21 protein-coding genes are annotated in these 26553 nt (G+C 38.3%); 9 read left to right on the top strand and 12 right to left on the bottom strand.

The genetic code is table 11. The annotated features are described in order from the left end of the window. Positions 1-50: 50 nt before the first annotated feature. Positions 51-674 carry an SDR family oxidoreductase gene (locus tag M1F17_RS05995; RefSeq protein ID WP_036958498.1) on the bottom strand — a complete coding sequence of 208 codons (624 nt, stop codon included), beginning with the start codon at positions 672-674 and terminating at the stop codon, positions 51-53. 482 nt (positions 675-1156) lie between these two features. Here M1F17_RS05995 and M1F17_RS05990 point away from each other — a divergent pair, with 482 nt between their 5' ends. The 3 genes from M1F17_RS05990 to M1F17_RS05980 all read left to right on the top strand — a co-directional run bounded on the left by M1F17_RS05990 (position 1157) and on the right by M1F17_RS05980 (position 6426). Further along, on the top strand, positions 1157-1903 hold the full coding sequence (locus tag M1F17_RS05990; protein ID WP_094961304.1) for a Slam-dependent surface lipoprotein: 747 nt from the start codon (positions 1157-1159) through the stop codon (positions 1901-1903). Between the two features lie 79 nt (positions 1904-1982). Further along, on the top strand, positions 1983-3437 hold the full coding sequence (locus M1F17_RS05985; protein WP_318837304.1) for a porin family protein: 1455 nt from the start codon (positions 1983-1985) through the stop codon (positions 3435-3437). Between the two features lie 25 nt (positions 3438-3462). Beyond that, complete coding sequence (locus M1F17_RS05980) at positions 3463-6426, top strand: TonB-dependent receptor plug domain-containing protein (RefSeq protein WP_094961303.1); 2964 nt, start codon at positions 3463-3465, stop codon at positions 6424-6426. Positions 6427-6503: 77 nt separating this feature from the next. Here the strand turns inward: M1F17_RS05980 and M1F17_RS05975 are convergent, their stop codons facing one another. Next, positions 6504-6950: a GNAT family N-acetyltransferase gene (locus M1F17_RS05975; RefSeq protein WP_094961302.1), complete on the bottom strand. Its 447-nt coding sequence runs from the start codon at positions 6948-6950 to the stop codon at positions 6504-6506. Positions 6951-7760: 810 nt separating this feature from the next. On the opposite strand from M1F17_RS05975, the gene M1F17_RS05970 reads away from it, so the two are divergent. From M1F17_RS05970 to M1F17_RS05955, 4 genes are all read left to right on the top strand, one after another. Further along, positions 7761-8549 (top strand): DUF3100 domain-containing protein, encoded by a 789-nt coding sequence (locus tag M1F17_RS05970; RefSeq protein WP_036958500.1) that lies wholly within the window; start codon positions 7761-7763, stop codon positions 8547-8549. A gap of 12 nt (positions 8550-8561) precedes the next feature. Then, positions 8562-9038 carry a hypothetical protein gene (locus M1F17_RS05965; protein WP_094961301.1) on the top strand — a complete coding sequence of 159 codons (477 nt, stop codon included), beginning with the start codon at positions 8562-8564 and terminating at the stop codon, positions 9036-9038. 18 nt (positions 9039-9056) lie between these two features. Further along, positions 9057-10382: an amidohydrolase gene (locus M1F17_RS05960; RefSeq protein WP_004262397.1), complete on the top strand. Its 1326-nt coding sequence runs from the start codon at positions 9057-9059 to the stop codon at positions 10380-10382. A gap of 581 nt (positions 10383-10963) precedes the next feature. After that, entirely contained in the window at positions 10964-12142 is a 1179-nt protein-coding gene (locus tag M1F17_RS05955) for a M20 metallopeptidase family protein (protein WP_096863235.1), read from the top strand. Between the two features lie 106 nt (positions 12143-12248). On the opposite strand, the gene M1F17_RS05950 is transcribed toward M1F17_RS05955, so the two are convergent. The 10 genes from M1F17_RS05950 to M1F17_RS05905 form a co-directional block, all read right to left on the bottom strand. Then, positions 12249-13226 (bottom strand): LysR substrate-binding domain-containing protein, encoded by a 978-nt coding sequence (locus M1F17_RS05950; RefSeq protein ID WP_196731629.1) that lies wholly within the window; start codon positions 13224-13226, stop codon positions 12249-12251. Between the two features lie 390 nt (positions 13227-13616). After that, positions 13617-13865, bottom strand: a complete 249-nt coding sequence (locus M1F17_RS05945) for a helix-turn-helix domain-containing protein (RefSeq protein ID WP_004262407.1) — start codon at positions 13863-13865, stop codon at positions 13617-13619. 214 nt (positions 13866-14079) lie between these two features. Next, the gene (locus M1F17_RS05940; protein ID WP_004262411.1) at positions 14080-14610 is read right to left on the bottom strand and encodes a fimbrial protein; all 531 of its coding nucleotides are present in this window, start codon (positions 14608-14610) and stop codon (positions 14080-14082) included. 30 nt (positions 14611-14640) lie between these two features. Further along, positions 14641-15171 (bottom strand): fimbrial protein, encoded by a 531-nt coding sequence (locus tag M1F17_RS05935; RefSeq protein ID WP_094961298.1) that lies wholly within the window; start codon positions 15169-15171, stop codon positions 14641-14643. 211 nt (positions 15172-15382) lie between these two features. Next, a complete protein-coding gene (locus M1F17_RS05930) occupies positions 15383-15925 on the bottom strand; it encodes a fimbrial protein (RefSeq protein WP_094961297.1) in 543 nt (180 codons plus the stop codon). Positions 15926-15983: 58 nt separating this feature from the next. After that, positions 15984-16547: a fimbrial protein gene (locus M1F17_RS05925; RefSeq protein WP_318837303.1), complete on the bottom strand. Its 564-nt coding sequence runs from the start codon at positions 16545-16547 to the stop codon at positions 15984-15986. Between the two features lie 20 nt (positions 16548-16567). Further along, entirely contained in the window at positions 16568-17677 is a 1110-nt protein-coding gene (locus M1F17_RS05920) for a fimbrial protein (RefSeq protein ID WP_094961295.1), read from the bottom strand. Between the two features lie 13 nt (positions 17678-17690). Continuing rightward, the gene (locus M1F17_RS05915; protein WP_318837302.1) at positions 17691-20270 is read right to left on the bottom strand and encodes a fimbria/pilus outer membrane usher protein; all 2580 of its coding nucleotides are present in this window, start codon (positions 20268-20270) and stop codon (positions 17691-17693) included. Positions 20271-20373: 103 nt separating this feature from the next. Then, a complete protein-coding gene (locus tag M1F17_RS05910) occupies positions 20374-21078 on the bottom strand; it encodes a molecular chaperone (protein ID WP_141240667.1) in 705 nt (234 codons plus the stop codon). A gap of 59 nt (positions 21079-21137) precedes the next feature. After that, entirely contained in the window at positions 21138-21656 is a 519-nt protein-coding gene (locus tag M1F17_RS05905; protein WP_094961292.1) for a fimbrial protein, read from the bottom strand. Between the two features lie 579 nt (positions 21657-22235). Between M1F17_RS05905 and M1F17_RS05900 the strand changes: the two genes are divergently transcribed. Together M1F17_RS05900 and M1F17_RS05895 are read left to right on the top strand one after the other, a co-directional pair. Next, complete coding sequence (locus M1F17_RS05900; RefSeq protein ID WP_004262426.1) at positions 22236-22862, top strand: response regulator; 627 nt, start codon at positions 22236-22238, stop codon at positions 22860-22862. 7 nt (positions 22863-22869) lie between these two features. After that, complete coding sequence (locus tag M1F17_RS05895) at positions 22870-26487, top strand: response regulator (protein ID WP_318837301.1); 3618 nt, start codon at positions 22870-22872, stop codon at positions 26485-26487. The last annotated feature ends 66 nt before the right edge of the window (positions 26488-26553 follow it).

Here is a 26553-nt window from a genome sequence, read left to right as displayed (position 1 = left end):
GAGGATAGTTATGATGTCGTTGTCACTATGCAAAAAAATCCTTGGTTTTATTAAGAGGGTGTCAGACCGGGTTGTACCACGCTATAAATTTGTTTTTTCAATTCCCCTTGCTTAGCCAACTGGTAAACATGTGAAGCAACATCCGCGCGCATCACTAAACCATGAACTTCAACCTCTTGTTGAAGAACTGCTTTTCCCGTTGGTTCACCATGTAATAACCCACCAGGGCGAATAATCACATAATCTAACGAGCTAGTTTGTAGCCATGATTCCGCAAGGGATTTTTCTCTCACTGCCTGACCAAACGCAGCGCGTGACCGAGCAGATAAATAAGGCCATGAATCTCCACAGCCTAATGACGTAACTAACACCATGCGAGATATACCCGCTTGCTCGGCACAATCAATCACCGTACGGTGAGCTAAATAATCTTGCGTACCTCCCATGGTTGAAATAACTGTGGCATTTGTTCCTGCGGCATGGCATGCAGCTTTAACCACCTCGCTATCACAAGCATCGCCGATGAAAACTTGCACCCCTACAGCCTCTAACGCTGCTGCAGATTGCCTATTACGTACAACTGCGATGACAGGATGTTTCTCTGCTATTGCCAACTGAGCAATCTGATGGCCAACACCTTTTCCACCAGCGCCAAAAATTAACCATGGTGCCATTACTTTATCCCTTAGCATTTTGAGTAAATATTAATCTAATAGTGATCGGTAAAAGCTAAATTACCACACCACTAATGATAATGCGCCTTATTTTCATTTACTATTTTAATTTATTTAGCCCGCCATTGACTAGCACCGATGATGAAACAGTAAACAACACTAACTTTAATGTTTTTTATGTAACTCTTTTAATCAAACACATTAAAATGTGACTAGTTTAACTTTTTTATTAAAAAATAATTATCATAAAAATTGATAAACCAACAAATTAATTACAAAAATAAATCGTAATATCAACAACTAACAATAAAGTAAATACCACTATCCCATTGATACCCATAATTATTTTAATGTTAATGCGAAGAATTATCATTTGCATTTATATTATTATTTGATTTAATAACTCTCGTCATATATATGCGAAATAATAATTTCTTAATCAATAGTATCGTTAATATCTTTAATAAAAATGGAGTATTTCGATGAAAAAGTTAAATATTATCGCTCTAGCACTCGCAACCTGCACAATGACTTTTGGTGCTTCTGCAGCAATCGGTTCAGGCCAAAGCCAACCTTTCGATCCCAATGAACCTTCCATTCGTGTTGGAGCGACAGAAGGAACCGGTGGTGGACATGGTGGTGCTGCTGGTGATCCTGGTATTGGTGTGCAATCTGTTTATGGTGGAAAAATCATTTCATTTTCTGGCTTAACAAAAATGGCGCCAAAACAACCGGGGAATGAAGCACATGTGATCTCTATGCCTAATAGCTCTGGTTCACATGACAAAATGGGCGTATTTAACTTTGCAAAAGTAGCAGATGCAGAAGTCTATTTCGGAGAATGGTCATCGACCGGACAAGCTAGTGACACAACACACACGGCTTACTACTCTGGTAAAGATGTCACCACCAATATGCCAACAGCGGGCACTGCGGAATACTCTGTTAAAGGAATAAGCCAATATAATGGAGGTGCCCTAGCCGCAGGTACTCTGACAGCCAACTTTGGAACTAAATCCTTAGCAGGGAATATTGGTGCAACCAATATTAATGCCACCATAAATAACAATGCCACTTTCGCCGGAGCGGCCACTCTTAATGGTGAATCAGGCTCAACAAATGGGCACTTCTTTGGCGACCAAGCTAAACATATTGCAGGGGTAACTGAATTTAGCGACCACAGCAAAGACATGGCCTTTGGTGGAAGCCGTGGGAATATCTCCCAGTAATCCGTAAATTAACCTCAGTGGCCAACTATAAAACGTGACAGGTAGTTGGCCACAGCCTTTTATTACCGAAGCTAATCCTATGCGATATCTGCTATTACCCCCTGCCATCATGATGCTTATGGTTGCGTTCTCTGCATTTCCAGCTAGCTTGGATACTGACCGAGAACAACTGTTATGGCAAAAAGATAAACAAAATTATCGTGATAAAAGTGCAGTTGTCCCCAATAAAGACCAATTGCTACTCCCTGATGACCTATCAATAAAACTAAATGGGGAAAACTATACCCTAAAAAATAACGCTCAAGACTTAGGACAGGCAATTTATCTGGCAATCAACCATCGGCAATTTCAAGACGTACAACGCTTATTGCCTCGCTACCAGCAACTAACTGATGCGGACCCATTGCTTATTTTATTTGCAAAAGCAGAAACCGCTAAAGCACAAAACCATTACCCTGAAGCAATTGCCCACTACCAACAAATACTGGCACTGTCACCAAAGTTTCTTCGCATTAAGTTGGAACTTGCACGAGCTTATTTTGAAGATAATCAAAATAAGGAGTCTTTGGCTTTATTCCAAAATTTAATCAACGATGAAACACTCGCATTACCTGCCAGTGTAAAGCAAACCATTCAACAATTTATTGATGCTATAGAAAACCGTACTGCTTGGACAGGAAGCCTCTCTTTTGGCTATAAATACAACAGTAATATCAATCAAGTTCCTGATAAAAATAAAGTTTGGGAAACTCCGGGGGGAACCTGGAAAATGGCTAACCCTAAGTCATCGCCAGGGCTCACCTATGACGCAAGCCTAAGTAAAATTATTCCTATATCGAGCAACCATTCCCTGCAAATCAAGGGAACATCTTATGGCGACCGCTATCCTCACTATGCTGAATTCAGTGAAAACACTTCTTCTTTAGCAACTTTATATCGTTTTAATGATGCAAATACGACTATCGCCTTTGGCCCATTAATTGAATTAAAAACGGTTAATGAAAAGCGCCGCTATTTAGGTATGGGCGGTAAAATTGAAGCTGACTACCAATTTACACCTCGGGTTATCCTCAGTACCTCCGCTGACTATCAACAACTTCATTACCAAAAACCGTATGACAGTGCTGATGGCAATCGAAGTAGCCTACATCTAACGGGTATCTATGGTATTACCCCAGATACTTACCTCTTTTTAGGGGCTGATGCGACTCGTCTCACAACTGAAGTTCGTAGTGATGATTATGACCAGCTAGGTATCCGAGGCGGCTTGTATACCGTACTCACGCCCGATATTCATTTACTGGCACTCGCAACTTATCGAGAAAGCCAATTCAAGGCCTTCAACCAAATGTTAAATGTAAAACGCCATGATAAAGAAGCCATGTATTTTGCGCGACTCAGTTTTCCAAATTATTCATTGCTCACATTCACGCCTTATACCAGTTACCGCTTTCGTGACAATCGCAGTTCCGCGGATGGAATTTACTCCTACCACCAGCACGAAATTTCTATTGGGTTAGAAACCCGTTTTTAAGCGTTATGGCACAGAGAAAAACACTATGTATAAATATAAATTAACACCTATTACTACTGCAATTATTACTGCTCTTTTTATTCCAATAACCGCTTTAGGGGAAAAAGAAGAACACCTCGGCACCATTACCGTTCAAGATTCAGCAAAAACCATCAAAGAACGAGATCAACAAGGTTACGATGACCAATATGATGCCAAAGGTTCTAAAATTTATTTAGGAAAAGACCTTGTTGAACGTTATAAAGGCACCAGTACTGCAGATGTGCTAAATAGTGCAGTTGGTGTCTATAGCGGTGATGCGAGAAACAGTGGTGCGTTAGACCCAAATATTCGAGGGATCCAAGGGCAAGAGCGTGTTCCTGTCACGGTTGACGGCACAGAACAATCACTCACCGTTTATCGGGGTTATAATGGCGCAAATAACCGTAACTATGTGGACCCAAACCTCATTAGTAGCATTGAGATTGAAAAAAGTGGTTCTCTCGCTGGCGATATAAAAACCTCTGTGGGTGGAGGGATAGCCATCAGAACCATAGGGATAGATGATGTTGTTGCACCGGATGAAAAGTTTGGTGTCAGCTTAAAATTGGAAACCAGCAGTAATTCAACTCGTGAACGTATTCCCCACTATGGTTATGGCGAAGATTACCGAGATCACCCTGAGATTTATAAAAATAAGAACTCTGTCCTTTCCGACCCCGTTGTTAACATCACACCGAAATCCCGTGGAAATGCTCAATTTTTCAATTTTAAAGATAACGGAGGAAGGATCGCGGTTGGGACCCGACAAGAAAAATTTGATTTAATGGCCGCCTATGCTTATCGCCGGCAAGGTAACTACTTTGCGGGGAAAAATGGCGCTCACCGTTATAAAGAATCTGTTCAATTAAATGAACAACAAACAGTACAGCAACAACTTGGCCCAGACCCTTATTTACCTTTTGCCGCGAATGTATTTCGCCCCGGAAAAGAAGTGACTAATACCTCTAATGAGCTGGAATCCTATTTAGTCAAAACCAATTTATATCTCACTGAAAACCAAACATTACACCTTGGCTTTCGCCGGAGTGAAAGTACCTATGGTGAAATTATGCCTTCACGTTTAGGATTTGCTGAGCTGGAAGGAAAACAAGTATTACCACAATGGCCATTAGCTCACTTTACGGTCAATGCCTATAATGCGGAATACAAATGGAAACCTGAAGATAATCAATGGATTGACCTAAATGCAAATGTATGGATGACGCATTCGGTAGGAGATACCAACACCTCTGGTGGTTACCCACGAGAGCCTAAAGAACGTGATTGGGGGTTTGAATATGGTTATGGTGATGGAAGAGATCCTAACATTGATGGAACTTTAATTAATACCGCAGCAACCAATTCTGAAAATGACCGTATTGGATTTAATTTACGCAATACCATGGCGCTCACGCCCGATCTTGATTTAACCATTCGCGGCTCAATGCTCAAAGAAAAATTAGACTCTAACGACGTACCACCATCGCAAACGGCTAGCCCGTTTATTGCCCTTCCACGCAAAGGACATCGGCAAGAAACCAGTATTGCCTTTAACTTTAACTATCGTCCAACGAGTTGGTTGGAATTGGATGCTGGTGCAAAATATATTGATGGCTGGACAGAGGATGATTACTTAAAAGAGCAAATGCGCAATCGAACCAAAGGTTTTCAAAACCCTGATGAACGACTTGCTAAACAGATCAATTACAACCGAATTTTAACTCAAGAAGAATATAATAAGGCTGTTGCCAATGGTTACCAACCCTTCAATGGTGCCTATCAAAACAAACAAATCTTACTCAAAACAATAGGACTTGATGATACGAACTATACCGTTTTCATCACCAAGAGAAAAAACTCTCAGCACCCAGAAGAAAATGGCGTTTTAGACGTTAATTTCCGCACTGAATGGAAATCAGATAATGATGGGCGCTATACCACCAAAACGAACCCTTTCCATAACGGAACTTTTGACTCTCAAGCTCGCGCAGTCGACCCAGTAACCGGTAAAGAAGTTTATGTGTATGGTTCAAGTTACTCACACCCATCAGATGACATCAAACGTGAACTTACTGAAGAAGAAAAATGGAAATTCTCAGGCAAGCAAAAAAGCCATGGCTGGGCCCCCGCTTTTGGTGCCAATATTTGGTTGTCTGATAACGACCGTGTTTATGCACGTTACATTGAAACAGTACGCTTACCGAGTATCTTCGAAAGTAGCATTGGATTTGCAGGCGAAAGTGAAGCTCGTAAAGAGAGAATGGCATTTAAACCCGAACGTGCAAAAACCTTTGAATTTGGTTATTCACGTAATTTACAAGGTTTACTCGGAGCAGAACGCCATGCCGATGTTAAAATAGGCTATTACCATACGGTCATTGAAAATGCATTTGACCGCGATGGGCGTCTTAATTTCGTTCAAGTAAAAGAACATAAAACCGCAGGGATTGAAGCCTTAGCTCGCTACGATAATGGTGGGATATTTATGGATATTGGTGTTGATTACCGCCTCAAAAATGAGGTTTGTGATGACTCCGCGCCCGCTAATTTAGACCCAACTAACCGTTATAATCTCTCCCAATGTACAACAGCAGGTTTCCCCGGTGGCTTTTTACGCACACAATTACAGCCTAAATATGCGATTAACTCCAACCTAGGCATGCGCTTTATGGATGAAGATCTCGAAGTGGGAACACGTTTACGTTATACCAGTAGTGTGCAAAATAAAGATGAACGCAAACTGATGCAACAGTTCCCGGGAAGTTATTCGATGGCGAACAACAGCCCAATGCACTGGACACCCACCTTTACAGCGGATGCCTATGCAAGTTACCAAATTGACAAAAATATTAATGTCGAATTCTTAGTAACCAACTTAACTGATCGTTATTATATCGACCCACTGACACGTAGTATGATGCCAGCCCCGGGCCGCACACTACGCTTAGGATTAAATGCGCAATTTTAGATAAATACTGCCGATTTACCGCTCTATAAATATCCGCTGCTAACTTTTAGTTGGAGTGGATATTTATCACTTTAGTATCAGAAAAATAACCGCATAATAGTTTCATCAAATTCATCTTGCTCAACAACAGAAAAGCCAAATTGTTCAAAAAAAGGTTTCATGATGTCATTACCTTCGACATAGCAAATTGATACGGACTTATATTTGCCTAAATTTTTAATTTCCTCGAGAACTAGCGGAATAGCCTTAGAACCAAAACCTTTTCTTTGATGTTTTATATCAATCATCAATTGGTCAATAAACACCTCTTCAGGCCTACCATTTTCATGGTTTGAATAATATTGAACAAAGCCAACAGGCTCATCATCAACATAGATACCTCGATTAATATAATAATCAAAAAATTTTGAGGCTGCGATTGACTCTGAGTTAAGAGCGACAAAGTCTTCCTGCTCTTTGGTTATTTCGAGACATATGATATCCACCCAATTGTCTTTGGTGATATCTTTTAGGGTAATGGCCATAAACACCTTACTTTAGATTTACCGATTACAATACCGTTGTGATAAAAAGATGACTCACCATAAATTAACAATAAATACTTTTTTGTTCGCGCCATTCGTGCCTTTGTATTTTTTGAGATGCTATAAACGAATAGCAGTTGATATGTTACGGATAACATTAATATCAGCATTTAGACTAAAATAAAATTTCGACTCATTTATTGCTTTCTAATTAATGAATATTCAGAATTGCGATCCAAGTCAAATATCACTGCCAAATACAACATTATTGTAATTTATCAAATTTTTTTGAAAGAAAAACAAAAAAACGCATTGGTTTATTAAACTAATAATTAAATTTAAAGCAGATTAAAGTAGAACTTAAAACCCAAAAATACAACAACAAAACCCAGAAACTCCTCAATTTTCACCATTATGCAAACTCAATAAAAATAAAACCTTTTCATATAAAAATACATAAAACCTGAACAACCTCACATTTATTAGGTATTTGATAACTCTTCGCATTAATGCATCTGAAAATAAAAATCACTTATGAAACAATATGTTAAAAATTTAATAAATTTTTGTATCGCACTGAAAAATAAAAATATTTTTAATATTGAAATGCGAAAAACAATTCAAAGACTCCATTTTTATTAATTATTTTAATTTATTGATTTTAACCATGCCTTTTCGGCATGGCTAAGAGACTTTCGGAATATTGTCAGGAAAATAGTTTCATGGATAGTATGAATACGAAAATGATGCATTTTTATTATAAATATATACGAATAACTCTTAAAAACATTTCCAATGAAAGGTAACACTATGGGTATATTAAAAGATAGTAAGTTGCTTTTGGTTAGCTTACTTATCATTCTTCTTTCGGAAGCTATAGGGCAAATTAAAATCAGTTTAGTCATGGTTTTTCCAATGCTTTATTCCATGTTGATGGGTGGTATTATCAGTTTTCCAAAATTCAAAATTCTCAGCGAAAAAAACATGGCACACGCTAGCTCTATAATGAGTGTCGCGTTAGTTATCTTAATTGCAAAATTAAGCACCTCCGTTGGTGCATCTTGGGAAAAAATTATTCAAGCCGGTGGCGCATTAATATTGCAAGAAATCGGTCACTTTATCGGTACCATTTTACTTGGTTTACCACTTGCTATCATGTTAGGCATGGGCCGTGAAGCTGTTGGTGCGACCTACTCTATCGGTCGTGAACCTAATATTGCCATTATTGAAGCCAAATATGGTTTAAGTTCACCAGAAGGCCGTGGTGTTATGGCAATGTATATTTGCGGAACATTGTACGGAGCCGTTTGGATGGGCATCATCGCCAGTGTTATCGCTGGACTCGATATTATGAGCCCTCTCGCTTTAGCAATGGGAGCCGGGGTCGGAAGTGGCTCGATGCTAGCTGCGTCAGTCGCACCATTATTGGAGCTTTATCCTGAACACGCTGCGGATATTCAAGCATTTTCATCCTCCGCAAACTTGATGTCTTCAGTATTAGGTCTGTACATCTATATTTTCTTCTCCTTACCGTTTGCCTCTTTCTTATACAACAAGTTGAAAAGAAAACGTGCAACAGCATCAGCAGATACAGAATAAGGATATAAGATCATGAAAAAGATGGCAGAAATTGCAATAATCATCGTGTTAGTCATCATCTTCACTTCACTGGGTGATGCACTCGGCGGTTCAATTTATGGCCGCGGTAGCTTTGGCACAGTCTTTAGTGACTCACTTATCGCCATGGCATTATTAGGGGGGATGTCATTTGTGGCATACTTAATTGCACAAATCCCACCATTAGGTAAGTTACCTGTAATTTTCTGGGTATCTTTAATTGCTGCCGGTTTGTGTTCACCGTTATTCCCTTACGATAAAGAAATGATCGCAATGACAGGTAAAATATCACTTGCTGTTATTAGTACGACGGTACTTGCATTTGCCGGTCTTTCACTCGGTAAAGATATTGATAAATTTAAAGCTATTTCATGGCGCATCATCCCAGTTTCACTGGCGGTCTTTACGGGAACATTCTTATTCGCTGCACTTATTGGTCAAGTGACACTTTCATGGAGCGGCGTTATCTAACAAGAGGAAATATTTACCATGACAATGACCAAAGACCAATTGAAAGCCATCGTCTGCGAGACAATTGCATCCCATAAAGGGGATATAAAGAAATTAGCAGATGATATTTGGGCAGAGCCTGAGCTAGGCTACAAAGAAATCAAAACAGCAAAAAAAGTGGAAGCTGCATTTTCTGCGCTAGGCGTTAATTACCGAAACCAACTCGCATTAACAGGTGTTAAGGCGCGCCTTAAAGGTGGAAAAGGGAGTAAACATAGTATTGCTGTGATTGGTGAGCTCGATGCGATTATTTGTGCAGAACACCCAGAAGCCGATGATTTAACGGGTGCTGCCCATTGCTGTGGGCACAATGCCCAAATCGCTAATATGATGGCTGTGACTATTGGTCTGGTTAAGTCAGGTGCTATGCAATACCTTGCGGGAGACGTCGTTCCTTTCGCCGTTCCCGCTGAGGAGTATGTTGAACTGGCTTATCGTAATAAACTGATTGAACAAGGAAAAATTAGTTATATCGGCGGTAAGCCAGAGCTGATATCCCTTGGTGAATTTGATGATATCGATATGGCGATGCAAATTCATTTAACCAGTGTCAAACCAGAACGTGATACCGGTTTTATTGAAATGTCGACCACCACCAATGGGTTTATTGGCAAGTTGATTAATTACAAAGGGAAAGCATCTCATGCTGCGGCTGCCCCTCACTTAGGTGTCAATGCCCTCAATGCCGCAATGATGGGGATTATGGGAGTGAATGCGATCCGCGAGACCTTCCAAGAAAAAGATTATATTCGTTTTCATCCGATCATCACGCAAGGCGGCGATTTGGTCAATGTCACCCCAAGTGATGTCCGTATGGAAAGTTATGTCCGAGCGTCAAATGTCCCTGCAATGATTGATGCGAATGAGCGTATTACTCGCGCATTGGTTGCTGGTGCAATGTCTGTCGGTGCAGAGGTAGAAGTCAAAGATTTACCGGGTTACCTCCCACTGTATAACAACGATACGTTGAACCATTTGTTGCAGCAAAATGCCCATGACTTGATTGGTGAAGAAAATGTTTGGGTTGCTGGGCACATGACGGGAAGCACTGATACAGGTGACTTATCACATATCATGCCAGTGAGTCACCCATGGATTGGCGCAATTCGTGGTGGTTTGCATGGTAAAGATTACGTTGTTTTTGATGATGATATGGCCTATATCCGCCCAGCTCAAATGATGGCAATGGCAATTATTGACCTGTTATTTGATGATGCATCCCAAGCTGATGAGATGTTAGCTGATTACACCCCATTAATGAGCAAAGAGGAATACCTCTCATTTATCGGCTCTTTTAAGAACTAATTATTAAAATATTCCCCTTATTGCTATGTTAATTATAATAAGGGGAATATGATTTTTTTAGCTTTTATCCCACCTTTAAAATTTTTTCTTCGCATTAATTTAATTTCTTTTTACATTCACCATCTCATTTAAAAAATTTCTAAAATCATGCCAATCACCGCCCTACTTTAAATAAAAAATTTAACTTAAACCCTATTCAGGCTCGCTTTAAAATATAAATATCCTTAATATTAAAATTGAAAAATAAAATCATAACAAATTGATATAAAAGGATTTTAATTGAAATGATGATTTTTTATTATTATTTTAATAAATTACCATCCTTATTATTCATGAGCCATGCAATACTGATATGATATAAACACGATCTCCGTCACGCTCACTTTTTTAATATCCACGCTAAAATTGACCCTATAAATTGATAGATAAAAAATAACGAGTAGAAGTAGAAATCACCCTATTTCTGAATCTAGTTTTTAAAATACACATAAATTAAATGAGCGTGCTGTTCATTATTCCATGCTCACACCAGGGGCCCTTTAACAGCATTAAAAACGCTTTTGTATACGGGATAAAACGTAATGACCAATAAATACAATATCAGTGAAAAGCTCTTTGCTTTAGAAACATTTAGCAAAAAAACACGTCAGGATTTACATAAGATCCCTGAATTGTCTGGGCAAGAATTCAAAACCTCACAATATTGCCGTGAATTGATGGAAAGCTTTGGCTATAACATTCGTTTATTCGAAGGCTACACAGGTTTTACCGCTGAATTGATTGTCGACCCAACAAAGCGCTTGATTGCCTATCGTACTGACATTGATGGCCTTGAAATGCCTGATTTAACGTGCAATGAGCACAGTTCTGTCCATGAAGGCTGCGCTCATAACTGTGGACATGATACCCACATGACCATCGCTTTAACGGCAGCGAAGTACCTCAGTGAAAACCGTTCTGAGCTCACCCATAACGTCCGCTTTATCTTCCAAATGGCAGAAGAAGATATGCGTGTGCCAGGTGCTAACAAAATGGTAGAAATGGGGTGTATGGAAGGAGTAGACGAAGTTTACGGCCTACACAATGATGCTGCATTTGAAACGGGTTATATTAAATTCAATTCTGGGGTTATGTCCTCATACGGCTCAGCGTGGACACTAGATGTCCACGGTGTTTCTGCCCACGGCTCAACCCCTCATAAAGGGTTAGATGCTATCCGCGAAGCAACGCGTATCATTGATTATATGGACTACATTGTTGCCAAAAAAACTGATCCTTTCAGCCCTGCCGTATTTGGTTGCGGCATGATTAACGGCGGAACCATCCCAAATGCGCTGGCGGATCATGTGCAAGCACGCGGAACGATCCGTTCAATGGATGAAGAAACGGACAAAATATTAAAAGCCAGCTTCCATGAAATTGTGGCTCGTAGTGAAGGCGGTGGGTTTAAAACAACACTGGAAGCCAGCGGATATCCTGCCGTTGTCAACCACCCACAAGCAGCCAAAGTGATTTATGATGCCGCTGCCGCCTTCTTACCGATTGAGCAGATTGATTCAAATGGTAAGCCAATGACTGGCAGTGAAGACTTCAGTTATATGATCAATGCCACTAAAGATAAACTCGGTGCCATGTACTTCTTAGGAAGTGGTAATCAAGCAAAAGGGATTAATAATTACTTACATGCTAACCCTTATTTTGTTGATGACGATTGTTTACTGATTGGCGCTCAAATTTTTATTAATATTGCCACTCGTTAGAATAAATATAATACACACAGTAATACTAAAGCCGAGTAAATTGAAGTGACCCCCAATAGTTGGACAATCAATTACTCGGCTTTTTTCTTAGTCATTCACTTATAAGTTACAATTCTGGCAATTCTCGGTATAACTGATCACGCTCGCTTTGTTCTGTCGGTACCCATTGATTCGGCTGATGAATATAATTCAAATCAAGGTGAGGTGCGTAATGAGAGATAAAATCATACATATAATCTTTTAAATGCATGTGCCGGTTAATACATACATGTGTATAACTTGGCTTTACTAAGTGGCTGATATCAATACAACGTAATGCTTCGCTATCTTCCTCTGGGTCAAAAGCCACGGTTGAAATAATACCGACCCCAGCACCCCGTTTTACATAGTATTTAATTATTTCAGTATCTACGGCAGTTAAAACAACATTTGGCGTTAATTTATGTTGATAAAAGACTTGGTCGAGCTTTGAATGCCCTGTAAAACCAAAAACATAAGTAATTAGCGGGTAGCCTGCAAGGTCTTCAATCTTAAGCTGTTCACATTGAGCCAATGGGTGGTCATGTGGAACAATAATACTGCGAGACCATTGGTAACAAGGCATCACCAATAAATCATCATAAAGGTGCATAGACTCGGTCGCAATGGCAAAGTCCACATCGCCATTGTTTACCATCTCTGCAATCTGAGCAGGCGCACCTTGATGGAAATGCAAAGAAATATTGGGATAGCGTGCGTTAAAACGCTCAATCACTTGAGGCAATTTATAGCGGATCTGTGTGTGAGTTGTTGCAATATGCAGGTTTTGTTTTATCGTCGAGTCTTCATGAGACACGATACTTTTAATTTTATCGAACTGCGCAAGAATATCACACGCAACATGATGAACTTTTTCACCAATCGGGCTCAGCGACAATAAGTTATTATTTTTTCGATTGAATAATGAAACGTTTAACTCATCTTCCAATATTTTAAGTTGTTTACTGACAGTTGGCTGAGAGGTATACAATTTTTCAGCCGCATTGGTGATATTAAAATCACTCCTCACTACTTCAACAAAGCTTTTAAGCTGACTAATGTTCATTACTGGGGTATCCAATGTAAAATGGATTAAAAATAAGATTTAAAAAGTATAGCTGTAGCACAATATTTTTGTGCGATTATTATACCATAAGCAACCAGCCAGCTAGAAGCATCCTTTTAGCATTGCTGAGTTAGCATTTACATTTTTCACAAGATCCCCAAATAATACCGTTTCTATTCGTCCCCAAAAAACATAATACTGCTATAACCATAGCAATATATGTAAACTAAACATACTTTTTTATAAAACAGACAGATATTATAAATAAGCATAGGAGCTTATTTGTTGCCATCTTTTTTGATGTTTTCATCAAGTATAAACAGATTATGTCTACATATGTTGATTTTTAATAGCTCCTCTCTCAAGAAGCTATTAAATTTAATATTCAACTTATAATGGGTAGCCAAGATCAGTTTCATGCCCCAAAAAGTAATTTAAGTCACATTCCAGTATATTTGCAAATATACATAAACGATAAATAGTGAAATTCTGTGTTCCTCTTTCATAGCGTGAAATTTGTTGTTGGCTCAAGCCTGATTTTTTCCCCAATGTACTCGCAGACCAACCTAAAAGAAGGCGGCGTTTGCGAACCTGCTGCCCAATAAAACTATTAGAAATTTCAGTGTTATATACGCTCATACGTACTGTCCTAATTATAACGACACTATTATTTTTAGTGTTGTAGCCTTAAAGTTTAACGCCCTGATATGCTATAAAAAAGCGTATTCGAGATTTACAACTTCCAATAAACTTATATTTCTCAAATAAAAAATAATCATAAACTCATATAATAAAAGTTATTAAACCATTATTATTAGATTAATTAACACACTATTATTTTTCTATATTAAAATTAACGATAATTAACGCTAAACTCTGCATTTACATTCACTTTACCGTTAGTGATATCACTCGTCTTAATTAATGCACCATTATATGTTAATAATTGTTCACTACTTGATGAATTAAAACGCCATGTCACTACTTTACCTGAAGGGTTCTGAACATCCCCATTTGTTGATTTAATACGCAGTGCGATTCCTTTTGCTGAATCTTGGCTCGTAGAATCTAATGCAAAATAATCCGCATTAAAACTATCTGGGGTACCACTCATCGAAACATCAGCAACTGCGGTTGATTCACAATTTTGTAGTTTAATCGTAAATGGTTTCTCGGCTACAACACTTCCTGAAGGGTAACTCACCGGCACATTGACCCTTTTAAAATCAACAGTTTGATCTTTTGATCCGGTATCAACCTCGCATCCCATCAATTTTATTTTGCCTTTAATCTGAACAGAAGCATCCAAAGCCAGTGCCCCTGATGAAACGAAGCTTATACCTGCGACTAAAACAGTTCCCCTGAATAAACGGCTTATGTTCATCCTCTCTCTCCTATATTAAATAGCTATTATTTATTGATACCCAATACTGATATCAATACTCGCTTGTGCGAGACCACCGTCAACATTCCCTGTTTTATACAAAGTGGCTTCATATTCTAATGGCTGTGCCGTCGATGACCACTCAACAACTGTACCATCGGGTTTTTGCTTTTTATTCTTGTCTCCTTTTACGTTCACACCATAAACCAACCCTTGCGCACTGCCAGTGCCACTATTAATGGCAAAGTATTCAGGAAAGCCAGTATCAGCCTTACCAGACATACTCACAGAAACTTTATTAATTGTTCCCACGCAACTAGATAATTTTAATGAAAATGGTTGAGTGACCAAGCCAGAAAGACCAGTTCCACTTTTCGTCGTTGTTACTGTTTTAAAATCGATTTCTTGATTCTTACCACTATTTCCAAATTCAACATCACACCCTGTAACAATTGCATTTCCAGTAAAATTTAACGATAAATCACTAGCTGATGAAAATAGAGGGCATAGCGAAAAAACTATGCCAAAAATATAACAATACCTATACGAATATAATTTCATAATCAGTCCAAATAATAATCGCAAATCAAAATTAACGAATAAAGATGCTAGTTCTTGAATTAATCATTGCCTTATAATATGCATATAAATTATTGAATCACTTCTATAGTAAAAGTAGATAAATTAAATTTTTATGTCGTTTTAAGATAATAAAACGACAATACCATCAGTTATTTTAAATATCTATAACACCATTCAATCTATTAATATTTTATTTATATGCTACGCTAACTTCGGCAACTGAACGAACATCTCCCCCGGTTATCGTATCTAACGTTTTAACTAGTTCAGCACGATAAGGTAAAGTCACGCTAGCCCCTGAAAGACTTCCCCAAACAACCGTATCACCGACTGGCTTCTGGACTTTTTCTCCACCGGTTGTTTTCGCAATAATTTTGACACCAACGCCTTTGGACATATTTGTACCTTTATCAATCGCAAACAGTTCTCCACCGGCGAAATCCGTATCAGCAGTACCTTTCATTGAAACATCAATGCCCTTCAAGTCTGCACAATTTTGAAATTGCAGATTAAAATCCTTTTTAGCTATTGAGCTTCCTTTGACCGCATTTTTAACTACGGTAACATCTGAAAAGTCAACTAATTGGTCTTTACCTGTACCTGTTGAAATATCACAACCCGCCAACTTTATTGTTGCTTTCAATGTTAATGTTGCATCAGCCGCTTGTGCGCCTGAAATTAAAGCGATACCTGCCATAGCGCTTATTAGCGTTAATACAAAAGTTTTTTTCATTTATGTAACCTTTGGTTCTATATTATTAGAAGTAATATTTTAAAATAGATAATTAATACTAATTATATTTCACAGTAACATTCACAAGCCCTGTAATTGCTCCCGCAGTTACTGCACCGGTTTTATATAATGTGGCTTTAAAAAGAATATTATTTGTTGCCGCTGTTTTTGCCCATAAAACCTCTTTTCCTGGTGATTGAACAGTTTTTGCTGTATCTGTTCCCTTGATACCAACCGCTAAGCCACCAGCTTTACCTGTCCCCTCATCGATAGAATAGTAATCAGCAAATCCCGTCACGGCTTTGGTTGTATCCATCACTAAGCTGATATTCTTAAGATTCACGCAATTGGTAAAATCTAAAGAAAAATCCACATCTTTCAAGGCCGAACTCCCTGTCCCTCCAGCCGTCGCTTTCGCTAAATCCACAGTACCGAAAGCTATCGCTTTTGTTTTACTACTTGCAGAAATATCACACCCTGTTACCACAACATTTCCACTAAAGTTCAAAGTAATATCCGCTGCATGTGCTGCACCACTGACTGCAATCAATAATGATAAAACACCCACTTTTTTCATTGTTGACCACGGAAAATGATGACTACGATCCATTGCCTTACTCATAATAGTTATCTCCATTGTTATTATCTAAAGTCTAAACGCACAGTTACAATTGATGAATACTTGCCTACCGCAGGAGCTAGACCAGTACTACTGAAAGGGTAAGTTTTGATAGTTACCGAACCGTTTTGATTAGCATCTAATTGCAAAGGGAGTTTCCCTGTAGTCGGTGTTAAGCGACCATTAGGCCCTTCTATTGCAATAGCAATATCTTTATTAGTCGTACTAAAACCATCATTAGTTCGGTTTGGGTCAGCAGTACCAATAAAGCGCATATCTAAATTTGCATAGGCATCCATATTAGAGCATTTAATACTTAACGTTTTAGACTGTGGAACTACCCCCGCTGGCATGCCCCCCTTACCAGCCGCAACAAAATTTCGCTGAGCAGCATCATTGAATGGAATTGATATACTCTGTCCCGCATTAATTTCACAGGACTGCGGAGCGGTTATATCAATATTAATACCTACAGAAACAATAGCAGGTCCGTTGCGCTGATAATCATTATTAGCAAACATAAAATAAAAATTCGGAATATTAAAAGTAGTACGGCCAACAAATGGTTTCTTTATATAAAGATCCATCCTTCCGACTCCGCCGCTAGTGATAGTCTGTCTTATTCGACTTCGACCAAATTGGTTAAGCTCCGTATTTGGACATTTCCCTTCAGAGGTATAATTAGAAATATCTCTGAAGGGAACTCGGTACATAGCGGTAGCACCTGTATTTTGGTTCCAAATTGCAACAAAAGTCCTGATATCAATATAATCATTAGCGCGTTCCCAGCCTGGCGCATGACCATTAGTCGACATATCATTCCTCTGATAAAATGCTGAATAATAAGTCTGATTCCATTCCACACCGGGTACGCATGCACAAACTATCTTATATGATTTCCCATCATTCCAACTAAATTTAGATGGGAGCTCAGTGCCAGCCTTGTTAAATGATGCACCAATATTACCAGTAAGATTAAGTGAATAGCTCGTCGCTGGCCCATCAGGATAACAAATGTTATACATCTCTGTTTCAATCGCAGCACGGCTATCAGAAATATTCAATACTAAAGCAACCAACAAGCTGGGAGCCAATAATAGTTTTGACATGCGAACATTAAATAGCTTTCTCATTACAATCTCCCAATCACTGGCATACAGCTTGAGTCTGAATTATACCAATGGCATCTTTATTCGCTGATTTCACTGGCAGTTGATAATTAACAAAGCAACTTTGTGCCGCTTGGCGTCCCCATTTAACTTCCAGTTTGCCACTTTCCGGTAACCCACTGATAAATAACTGTCCACCATCTCCTACTATGGAGCTATTCATTGCTTTTCCATTGTTTTGAACTAATTGTGCCGACGCACCAAAAGGTATCACCGTGCCGTTTTTATGTTTCAATGTAATCAGTGCGCGATAGCCAACTTGTGTAATAAATTCAACCTTAGAAATTGCCCCTTTACTTGGCACAACACTCTTAGCACTTTCTTGTAATTCCACATTGTCACCCAATGTTTTTGTATCTAACTCAACATGGTTAAATCGATAGGCTTGAGCAAAAGGTAATACGGCATAACCCCGCCAGTCTGTTTTAACACCGGTATAACTTGTAATATTGGTATTTTTGGCACCAACCGCTTTCACTAATATTGCAGTTTCATTAATTGGTTGGGAAAGTGTTACACCATCTCCATGAATTAAAACACCACCTTCAACACCATAGTTTAACTGCCTAGAATCTTTACTATAGTTATAACCAAAATTCATATTACCGTAGCCACCGCGGTAGCTAAGACTGGCTCCACCACCGTTACCCTGCCCTTTAGAACCATAGCTCTCCTGAACGCTATAACTGAGGTTATTATCATCGAGTAATGTGCCTGATATCCCCGCTTGGTGAGTTGTGGGTCCATGGCGCTGGCTAACCATATTGTAAGTCGCCCATGTGTTAGGTAATAACGCAGAGAGTGGAAATGAACCATTGAAGCTGAAAATTTGGTCTGTTTCTCTTTGGTTTGGATATGTCGCTCGACTATAAGAAACACCATAATTTAAAGGGCCCCAGTTATTGTTATAACCTACTTGTAATCGAGTTTGCTTACCTTGCCCTTTCCAGAAATCTTGTCGGTTAGCAGAAAAATAGATAGACCCTAAATCTTTACCTAGTTGCTGCGTTAATGTTCCTTCAAGGCGATAGCGTCGGTGGTAAGAATAGCGGCTATCGTCTGCAAAATCCCAATCTTGATATCGACGCTCAACAGCTTCTTGGAAGGTATAAAACCCTTCTGTTGAATAACGGTACCCTAATAAACGAAAGTCCGTTCCCGTATTTGCAAAAGATTTAGAATACAATAAGCGATAAGATTGGCCTGTAGAGCCATTACCATATCGTGTTACATCTTCGCTATGAGCTGTTGTAATATCAAAAGAATATGCACCAAAATCGCCGATATTCTGACCAACCCCTAGCACCAGAGAACGGTAGCGTTCTGCAACTTGCAGGCCACCATAAGCGGTCAAGCTATTTAGGATCCCCCAAACAAGTGAGCCCTGCGTTATAAATGGCCGCTGGCTACTGTGACCATTACGATATTGCCCCGCTGAAAATGCGTACTTAATTTGCCCTTGACGACGCAAAACAGGCACACTCGCAAAGGGTTGAATAAAGTTTTGGATTGTTCCATCCGACTCTTTTATTTCTACTTCAAGGTCGCCACTCGCGGCGGTTGGATACAAATCAGTGATAGCAAATGGGCCAGGAGCCACATAACTCTGGTAAACGGTATATCCGTTTTGCTTAATCGTCACCGTCGCATTAGTACGTGCAATCCCACGTACCACAGGTGCATAGCCCTTCAGGCTGTCTGCTAGCATGTCATCATCGGTACCAATTTGTGCACCACGAATCTGTACACTGTCGAAAATATCGCCAGGTGTATAGGTATCCCCCATAATTATTTGCGACTTCAACTGAGCAATATACCGCTGGAGATAGGTATTAATATTTCTCCAGCTATTATTACCATTGCTACTGTTCCATGTTGAATAATTACGTAAGCGCCATGCCCCCACGTTAAGCCCAGAACGTAAACTCAAAAAATAGCTATCACTTGACTTATCACTAATATGACTGCCTGTGTTCGTCGAGTTACTCCCTGTAAAGCTATAATTTGTTAGTAGTGCAGGGATTCCTTCATCCCACATTGACGGGTCAATCGTTCCCTTTGCTAAATTGGTCAAAGATGCTTGTGGAAAGCTCAAATACAATCTCTGCTGATTAAAATCAAAATGAGATGATGCATAAGGGATAATTTTCTCAAAAGCTGAGAATGGCTTGCATTGAACTGGATCCTTTCCATATTGTGCTAACTGTGGAAAAGCTTCAACACGTACACCATAAGCTTGTAGTTGCTCATATGAAATACAAGGCTCAAGTGCTACGCTATCAGAGGAATAGCTTGCTTTATTCTCTCTGGTACTGAATTTTATATTCTGTTTCGCTACTGATTGTTCATTAACATAAATATCAACCAAATACTCACCAGGTAATTGGTCTACATCACCTTTTGATAATAAAGAAAAATCCGCAACGCTATTACTATTAATATTTTCTAAAAATTGAGAGTTAAACAATTCTTTGGCTAAAACAGGATAGGCGCTAAATATTCCCAATGTAATGCAAGAGAAGGCCAAAAAATTCTTTCTATATCGTGTTTTGTTCATTCCCTCGTTCCCTCTAATAAATATATTGCGCAAAAAATTTCCTATAAAAAATTAATAATAAAATGCTTTAAAACGCTATTATTTTATTTAATATTTTGCTTGTTTATTGAAGTATTGCTTTTTGCAATTCAGAAGTGCCGCCATAATCATTAATAGTTGTAAACACTACCTGAGCACCTATATTCACTTTTGATGGCAGTTTATAGATAGTGCTGCTCATCGGCAGGACAAGGTCGACTTTATCTATTTCACTACCATTAACTTTCACTTCACTTAATGTGACAGAAAAAGGCGTATTATTAACTATACGCAAGCTATCACCCTCTTTTTTCCATACCAGAGCCTTATAGGAATCCATTGGGTTACCTTTCAAACCAGCAGGTCTATAGAATAATTTCATTCTAGTTTTAATTGCTAGTTGTAAAGTATTAGCACTTTCTTCAGCTGGAGCGGGTGGAATAGCTTTTACATTGACATAATAAACCGATTCGCGATCTTCAGGTAAATTTCCACCAGCACGCACAATACGCAACATATTTTCTTTAACCGGGTCTAATTTAAAAAGTGGCGGTGTTATAATAAATGGAGTCTTATTATTCCCTGAGGCATCTTCAACCCAAGACTGAATTAAATAAGTACTTTTATCATTATTATTCTTTAAACTAAGATTAGCTTCTCTCTTTGAGCCATCAAATACAACACGGGTGGAACCGACAACGACACCACCAGCAGCATAAATAGAGAAACTAAAACACATGAGTAAAAAAACGAGTATTAACTTATTAATAAAAAGGCTATTAAGAATCATTACATCCCCTTCGAACAAAAAGCAGGCCACCGGCATAGTGGCCTGAAGGAAATTCACTATTATTTATATGTCAGGTTGAAGTCTGCTGTTGCATTAGCAGAACCTGCTTTCACATCTTTCTTAGTAGAAACATAAGCTGCAGAGAAATAAAGAGTATTTGAACCAACTTGTAATGCAGTATCAGCAGTCGCTGTACCTAAAGCTAATTTTTTACCTTTACCGTCATAGATTGCCACACCAACGTTTTCAGCTGCACCTTGGCCGCCATCAAGTGCTAAAAGTGTTGCATCATCTCCGTTAGCCTGGCCCGCGAATGAAACAGCTACATTCTTGAATTGAGCCACATCACAATTCAGCAAGCTGATTTGGAATTTCTTATCCGCTGATTTAGCTCCTGCATCTGCGAATGTAGCTGTTTTAACTTGAGCCATTTGAACAGTTTGGTCCCAAGAGTTCTGTGCTACCTCACATGGTGCAGTCACGATATCACCTACGAATTTAACTGTACCGTCTTTAGCATTAGCAACTTGACCAACACAAAGCGCAGCAAAAATAGCAGTAGCAATAATCTTTTTCATTTCTAATTCCTTTTTTACTGAATCAATATATAACCCAGTGTTAAAATATTTAATTTATTAATATATTATGGTTATCACTACCACATTAATTCCCATTAATGTCTGTGGTACCTGTTTAATCCATTAACTTATTAATCCTTATGCCATTAATCTGTTAAATAGAAATGGCGAGATACACTCTATGTAGTGAAATAGAGAAAAACATAGTTTCGTAAAGTTAGTTTCCATGATCGTCATTATCTATTAAAATAATATCATTCACCTCCTAGGTTTAGTTTAGGCTAATCTAATTATTAAGAATTGAAGGCTCTATTGTATTTTCCATAAAACAGTAGAGACATCTGAACACAGCCACAGTGCATAGGTGTATTTTGAGAGGAATAGCCATAAAATGTAATAAGACAAAAAAGCAATTTATGTAAGTTAATTATTAAATTTATGACAGATAAATATTACAAAAATATACATTGCAGCAAATTCAAACGCTCATTAAACTAATAAAAAAAACAATTAATTTTTCATTTGGCACCTGCACCTATGTTCATCGCGCTTTAATTTACTAGCCAGAAAGGGAAAAATATGAAAACAGTACTGATAGTCGATGACCATCCAGTAGCACGGCTTGCTGTAAGAATACTATTAGAAAAAGATGACATGACCATTGTAGGGGAAACCGCTGATGGCCATGAAGCTATCCAACTTGCTAAAACTCTCTCTCCCGACTTAATCATGATAGATATAGATATCCCATCACTTAATGGGATTGATGTCATGCAGCGATTGCGTAAAAATAACTACACGGGAGGGCTTCTTGTGTTATCTGCAAAGGATGATGACCATTACATTCGTCGCTGTGCAAGTGTCGGTGCCAGTGGTTTTATTAGCAAACGCAATAACTTAACGGAACTACATGTCGCAATTCATGCGATTAGAAATGGATATGGCTACTTTCCACTTAATCTGAATAAAATGGATGCTTCCCCTAGTAATCATCTTAATGACAAACAAAAAATCGCCGAGCTCTCCACAAAAGAACTACAAGTCTTACATTTACTGGCTAAAGGGATGAAAAGCATTAACATTGCACAACAAATGCGCATCAGCGATAAAACTGTTAGCACTTATAAAAGACGACTAATGCTTAAATTAGATCTTCATAATATTGCAGAGCTATACGACTTTATTCAACGCAATAATTTGGATTAATATATTGATGCGTAACCTAATCCTAATAGTTTGCTTGCTTATTGGTCTGTTTCCTTGCTCATTTTCTGCATTCCAACCTTATGAAGTCAGACTTTATAGCCAAATTGAAATTCTCCCATCAAAATTTGAATTAAGTGATTATGATTGGAGATGGCTAGGAGAAAAACAAGAATTAGCGATTGGTGTCTACGCTCCTAATAACCCTCCCTTTGATTTAGTATTAGAACCAGGAATTTATAAAGGAATTTCTGCAGATAGCATCATGACCATCATGCGTAACTTAGGTTTGCGCTTCAAAATTATCTACTACCCAGATAGAGATATAGCATTACAGGGTCTGCTCAATGGCGAGATAGATATGTTAGCTGATGATGGCAAAAGGCAAAGAAACGAGAGCTATGGTTTTCTCAAAAGTGCTCCATATATCCCTGATTATCCTGTACTTATTTCACGAAAAGCGGCAATGTCCAACAAGCATCCCATACCTCATGGTGCTCGTATTGCTACAGTTCAAGGCTATCCAAGCAATGAATGGATCAAAAAATATTTTCCTGATGCTAAAATTGAACGTTTTCCTTTACCGCAAAATGCGTTATCTTCCGTCGCATTTGGTGAAAATGATTACTTCCTAGGCAGAATGATCGTGGCTAATTTTTTACTTGAACGCCACTATGCAACAACATTATCCACTGCTGAGATTTTCTCTAATGAAAATATTGGCCCAGTCTTTCTCTTCCATCCTAAAAATGCGCAATTAAAGCGTACTGTGGATATCATTTTAAGCTCAATATCATTAGCTCAGCATGATATTATTTTTCATCATTGGAGTTCAAAACCCGATTTATGGGCGCTAAAACAATCTGTGGTATTCACACAAAAGGAAATAGATTGGCTAAAACAACACAACGAGTTAAAGGTCGTCATTAATTCACTAAATGCCCCCTTCACATTTTTTGACTCACAAAAACAATTTCATGGCCTTTCTGCAGATATACTTAATCTCATCCATTTCAAAACAAATATTAATTTTAAAGTCATTGAAGCAAGCTCTGAAAAAGATGAGATTGCTTTATTGAAAAAAAATAAAGGGGATTTCATTGCTTCAATTACAAAAAATTCAAAAAATGATAAAGAATTACTATTTACTCGTCCTTATGTTCTTCCCCCATTTGTTTTAATTGTTAGAGACACGCCATTAGCCCACAAAAAAATTGCTCAGACAGCAAAACTTGCAATTACCCCTGACAATGCAATTCACGACTGGCTAACAAAGAACTATCCTCAAGTGGAATTAGTTGAAGCTAAAGATACCTATACTGCTTTGCAAATGGTCAATGAAGGAAAAGTAGATGGTACCATCGAGAATCTTATCAGCGCTCACTATATGATTGACCGATATTTTCGTAGTCGATTAAAAATCAGCGAACAATTAAACGAGGATACAGCTTATATATCGTTTGCCGTAGGACGTGACCAGCCTGAGTTATATAGCATATTAGATAAAGCGATTGCATCTATTCCGCCGAGAGATATATCAGTATTAACTAATAAATGGCTAGGCTCACCAGATGTTAAAATGGATACATGGACAGTATACCGCACCGAGTTCTATACATTAGCTTGTATTGCCACTATTCTTATTATTACGTCTTTAATATGGAATTATTATTTACATCGTGAAATTCGATTAAGAAAATATACACAAAAACGCTTACAAGAACAGGCTATATTCTTAGAAACTCTTTATAATGGTACTCCTGTTCCTATTTATGTCATTGATAAAAGCGGAACGATAATAAATAGTAATTCAGCATGGGAGAGTTTTTTCAGCCCTGATAATGAAAACATAAAACAACTTTCATTGACATCGCAACAACACCCGCTATCGACAATTTATCAAGAATTGCATTCTCTTTTCGATGATCCTAATAGTCTAGTTTCTCCGCCTAAACGTTATCAAATAAAAAATAGAATGGGTGAAAGGGTCATAGTGCATCAAGCCGTCGCATATAGAGACAATCAAGGTAATATCTCTGGCCTTATATGTAGTTGGCAAGATATAACTGAACATGAACAGCTCCTTATTGAGCTCTCTAGTGCTCGCCAACGCGCAGAACATGCAAGCCAAACAAAAAGCAATTTCCTTGCTATCATGAGCCATGAAATTCGTACCCATATCAGCGCAATTATTGGGTTATTAGAATTAGCCGCCACGAATAAAAATCAGCAAGATGATATAACAGAATCAATTCAAATACCGTATGAGTCCGCATTATCATTGATGGGACTTATAGGCGATATTTTAGATATGGCAAAAATTGAATCAGGAAAACTGGAACTCGTTCCTGAGTGGGTAAAAAGTAATGAATTAGCAACTCTCGTTGTCCGTTTGTTTGAAGGATTAGCTAAACAAAAAGGTATTTCTCTACATTATCATCTTAATGCAATCCATCCTGATGAAATATATATTGACGTTTTTCGACTACGTCAGGTTATTTCCAATCTACTTAACAACGCAATTAAGTTTACTTCAGAAGGAACTATTGAAGTTATCATTAATTATCTCCCACAGAACCATGAACAAAATATTTTAAGGATCATTATTTCTGATACAGGAATGGGAATTGAAGAGAACAGACAAGAATTGATTTTTTCCCCCTATACCCAAGCTGAATCAAGCAGTAAACATAAAGGAACAGGTCTTGGCTTAGCTATTTGTAAGCAACTTATATCCATGATGAATGGGACTATTACCTTATACAGCCAATTAGGGCATGGCACTCAATTTTTAATAGATATCCCCGTCAAGCATCGTAAAAACACTAGAGTTTCGCTTCCGACACTTTATAAGACCACAAAAAATAATAAACGCTTACGAATACTTGCCGTTGATGACCATCCTGCAAATCGCCTGCTATTAGTACGTCAATTAACAAGATTTGGTCATCATGTCACTGAAGCAAAGAGCGGGAAACAAGCCCTCGAATTATGGAAGAAAAATGCAATAGACATCGTAATTACCGATTGTAATATGCCTGATATTGATGGGTTAGAATTAACTCGGCAACTACGGGAAATATCCCCCCAAACTCTAATTATTATTGGATTAACTGCAGATGCAAGGCAAGAAGAACGCCAACGCTGTATAGAGGCGGGTATGGATGACTGCCTATTTAAACCTTTACGTCTATCTCAGATTGAAGCCCTGCTATTACGCTGCACCCTTCAACAAATAGAAGAAGATACAGAAGAGCCCATTCCACCAATGTTAAATAGTTTAATTAATTTAGATGCATTAATGCAGTTGACTCAGGATGACCAACAGTTATTAAATAAATTACTTCAAACGAGTCTTCAAGAAAATATAGAAGATATACAACAAGCAGAACGCTTATTCGAAAAACAAGACTGGCTTAATTTAGCGCATTATTGTCATCGTTTAGAAGGTTCTAGCCAAATTATTGGCGCTAAAAAAATCGCATTAGAATGTAAATTACTAGAAGAGTACTTCCTTACTGGTAATACATCTGATGAAGTAATATTACAATTTAACCAAACAATGCGATCAATCAAAACTTTAAATCAAGCTATTGAAATGTATATCACTATGCCACTTCAGAGCTAGATTTCCATGAGATGATTAGCAAGAAAATAGGGAACCGATAGCTAACGTGAATAATAGTTAGTTGTA

The organism is Providencia sp. PROV073 (assembly GCF_033688125.1).
Lineage (GTDB): Bacteria > Pseudomonadota > Gammaproteobacteria > Enterobacterales > Enterobacteriaceae > Providencia > Providencia hangzhouensis.
The sequence above is the reverse complement of the archived record's forward strand: the minus strand, read 5'-3'. Positions and strand labels throughout refer to the sequence as shown.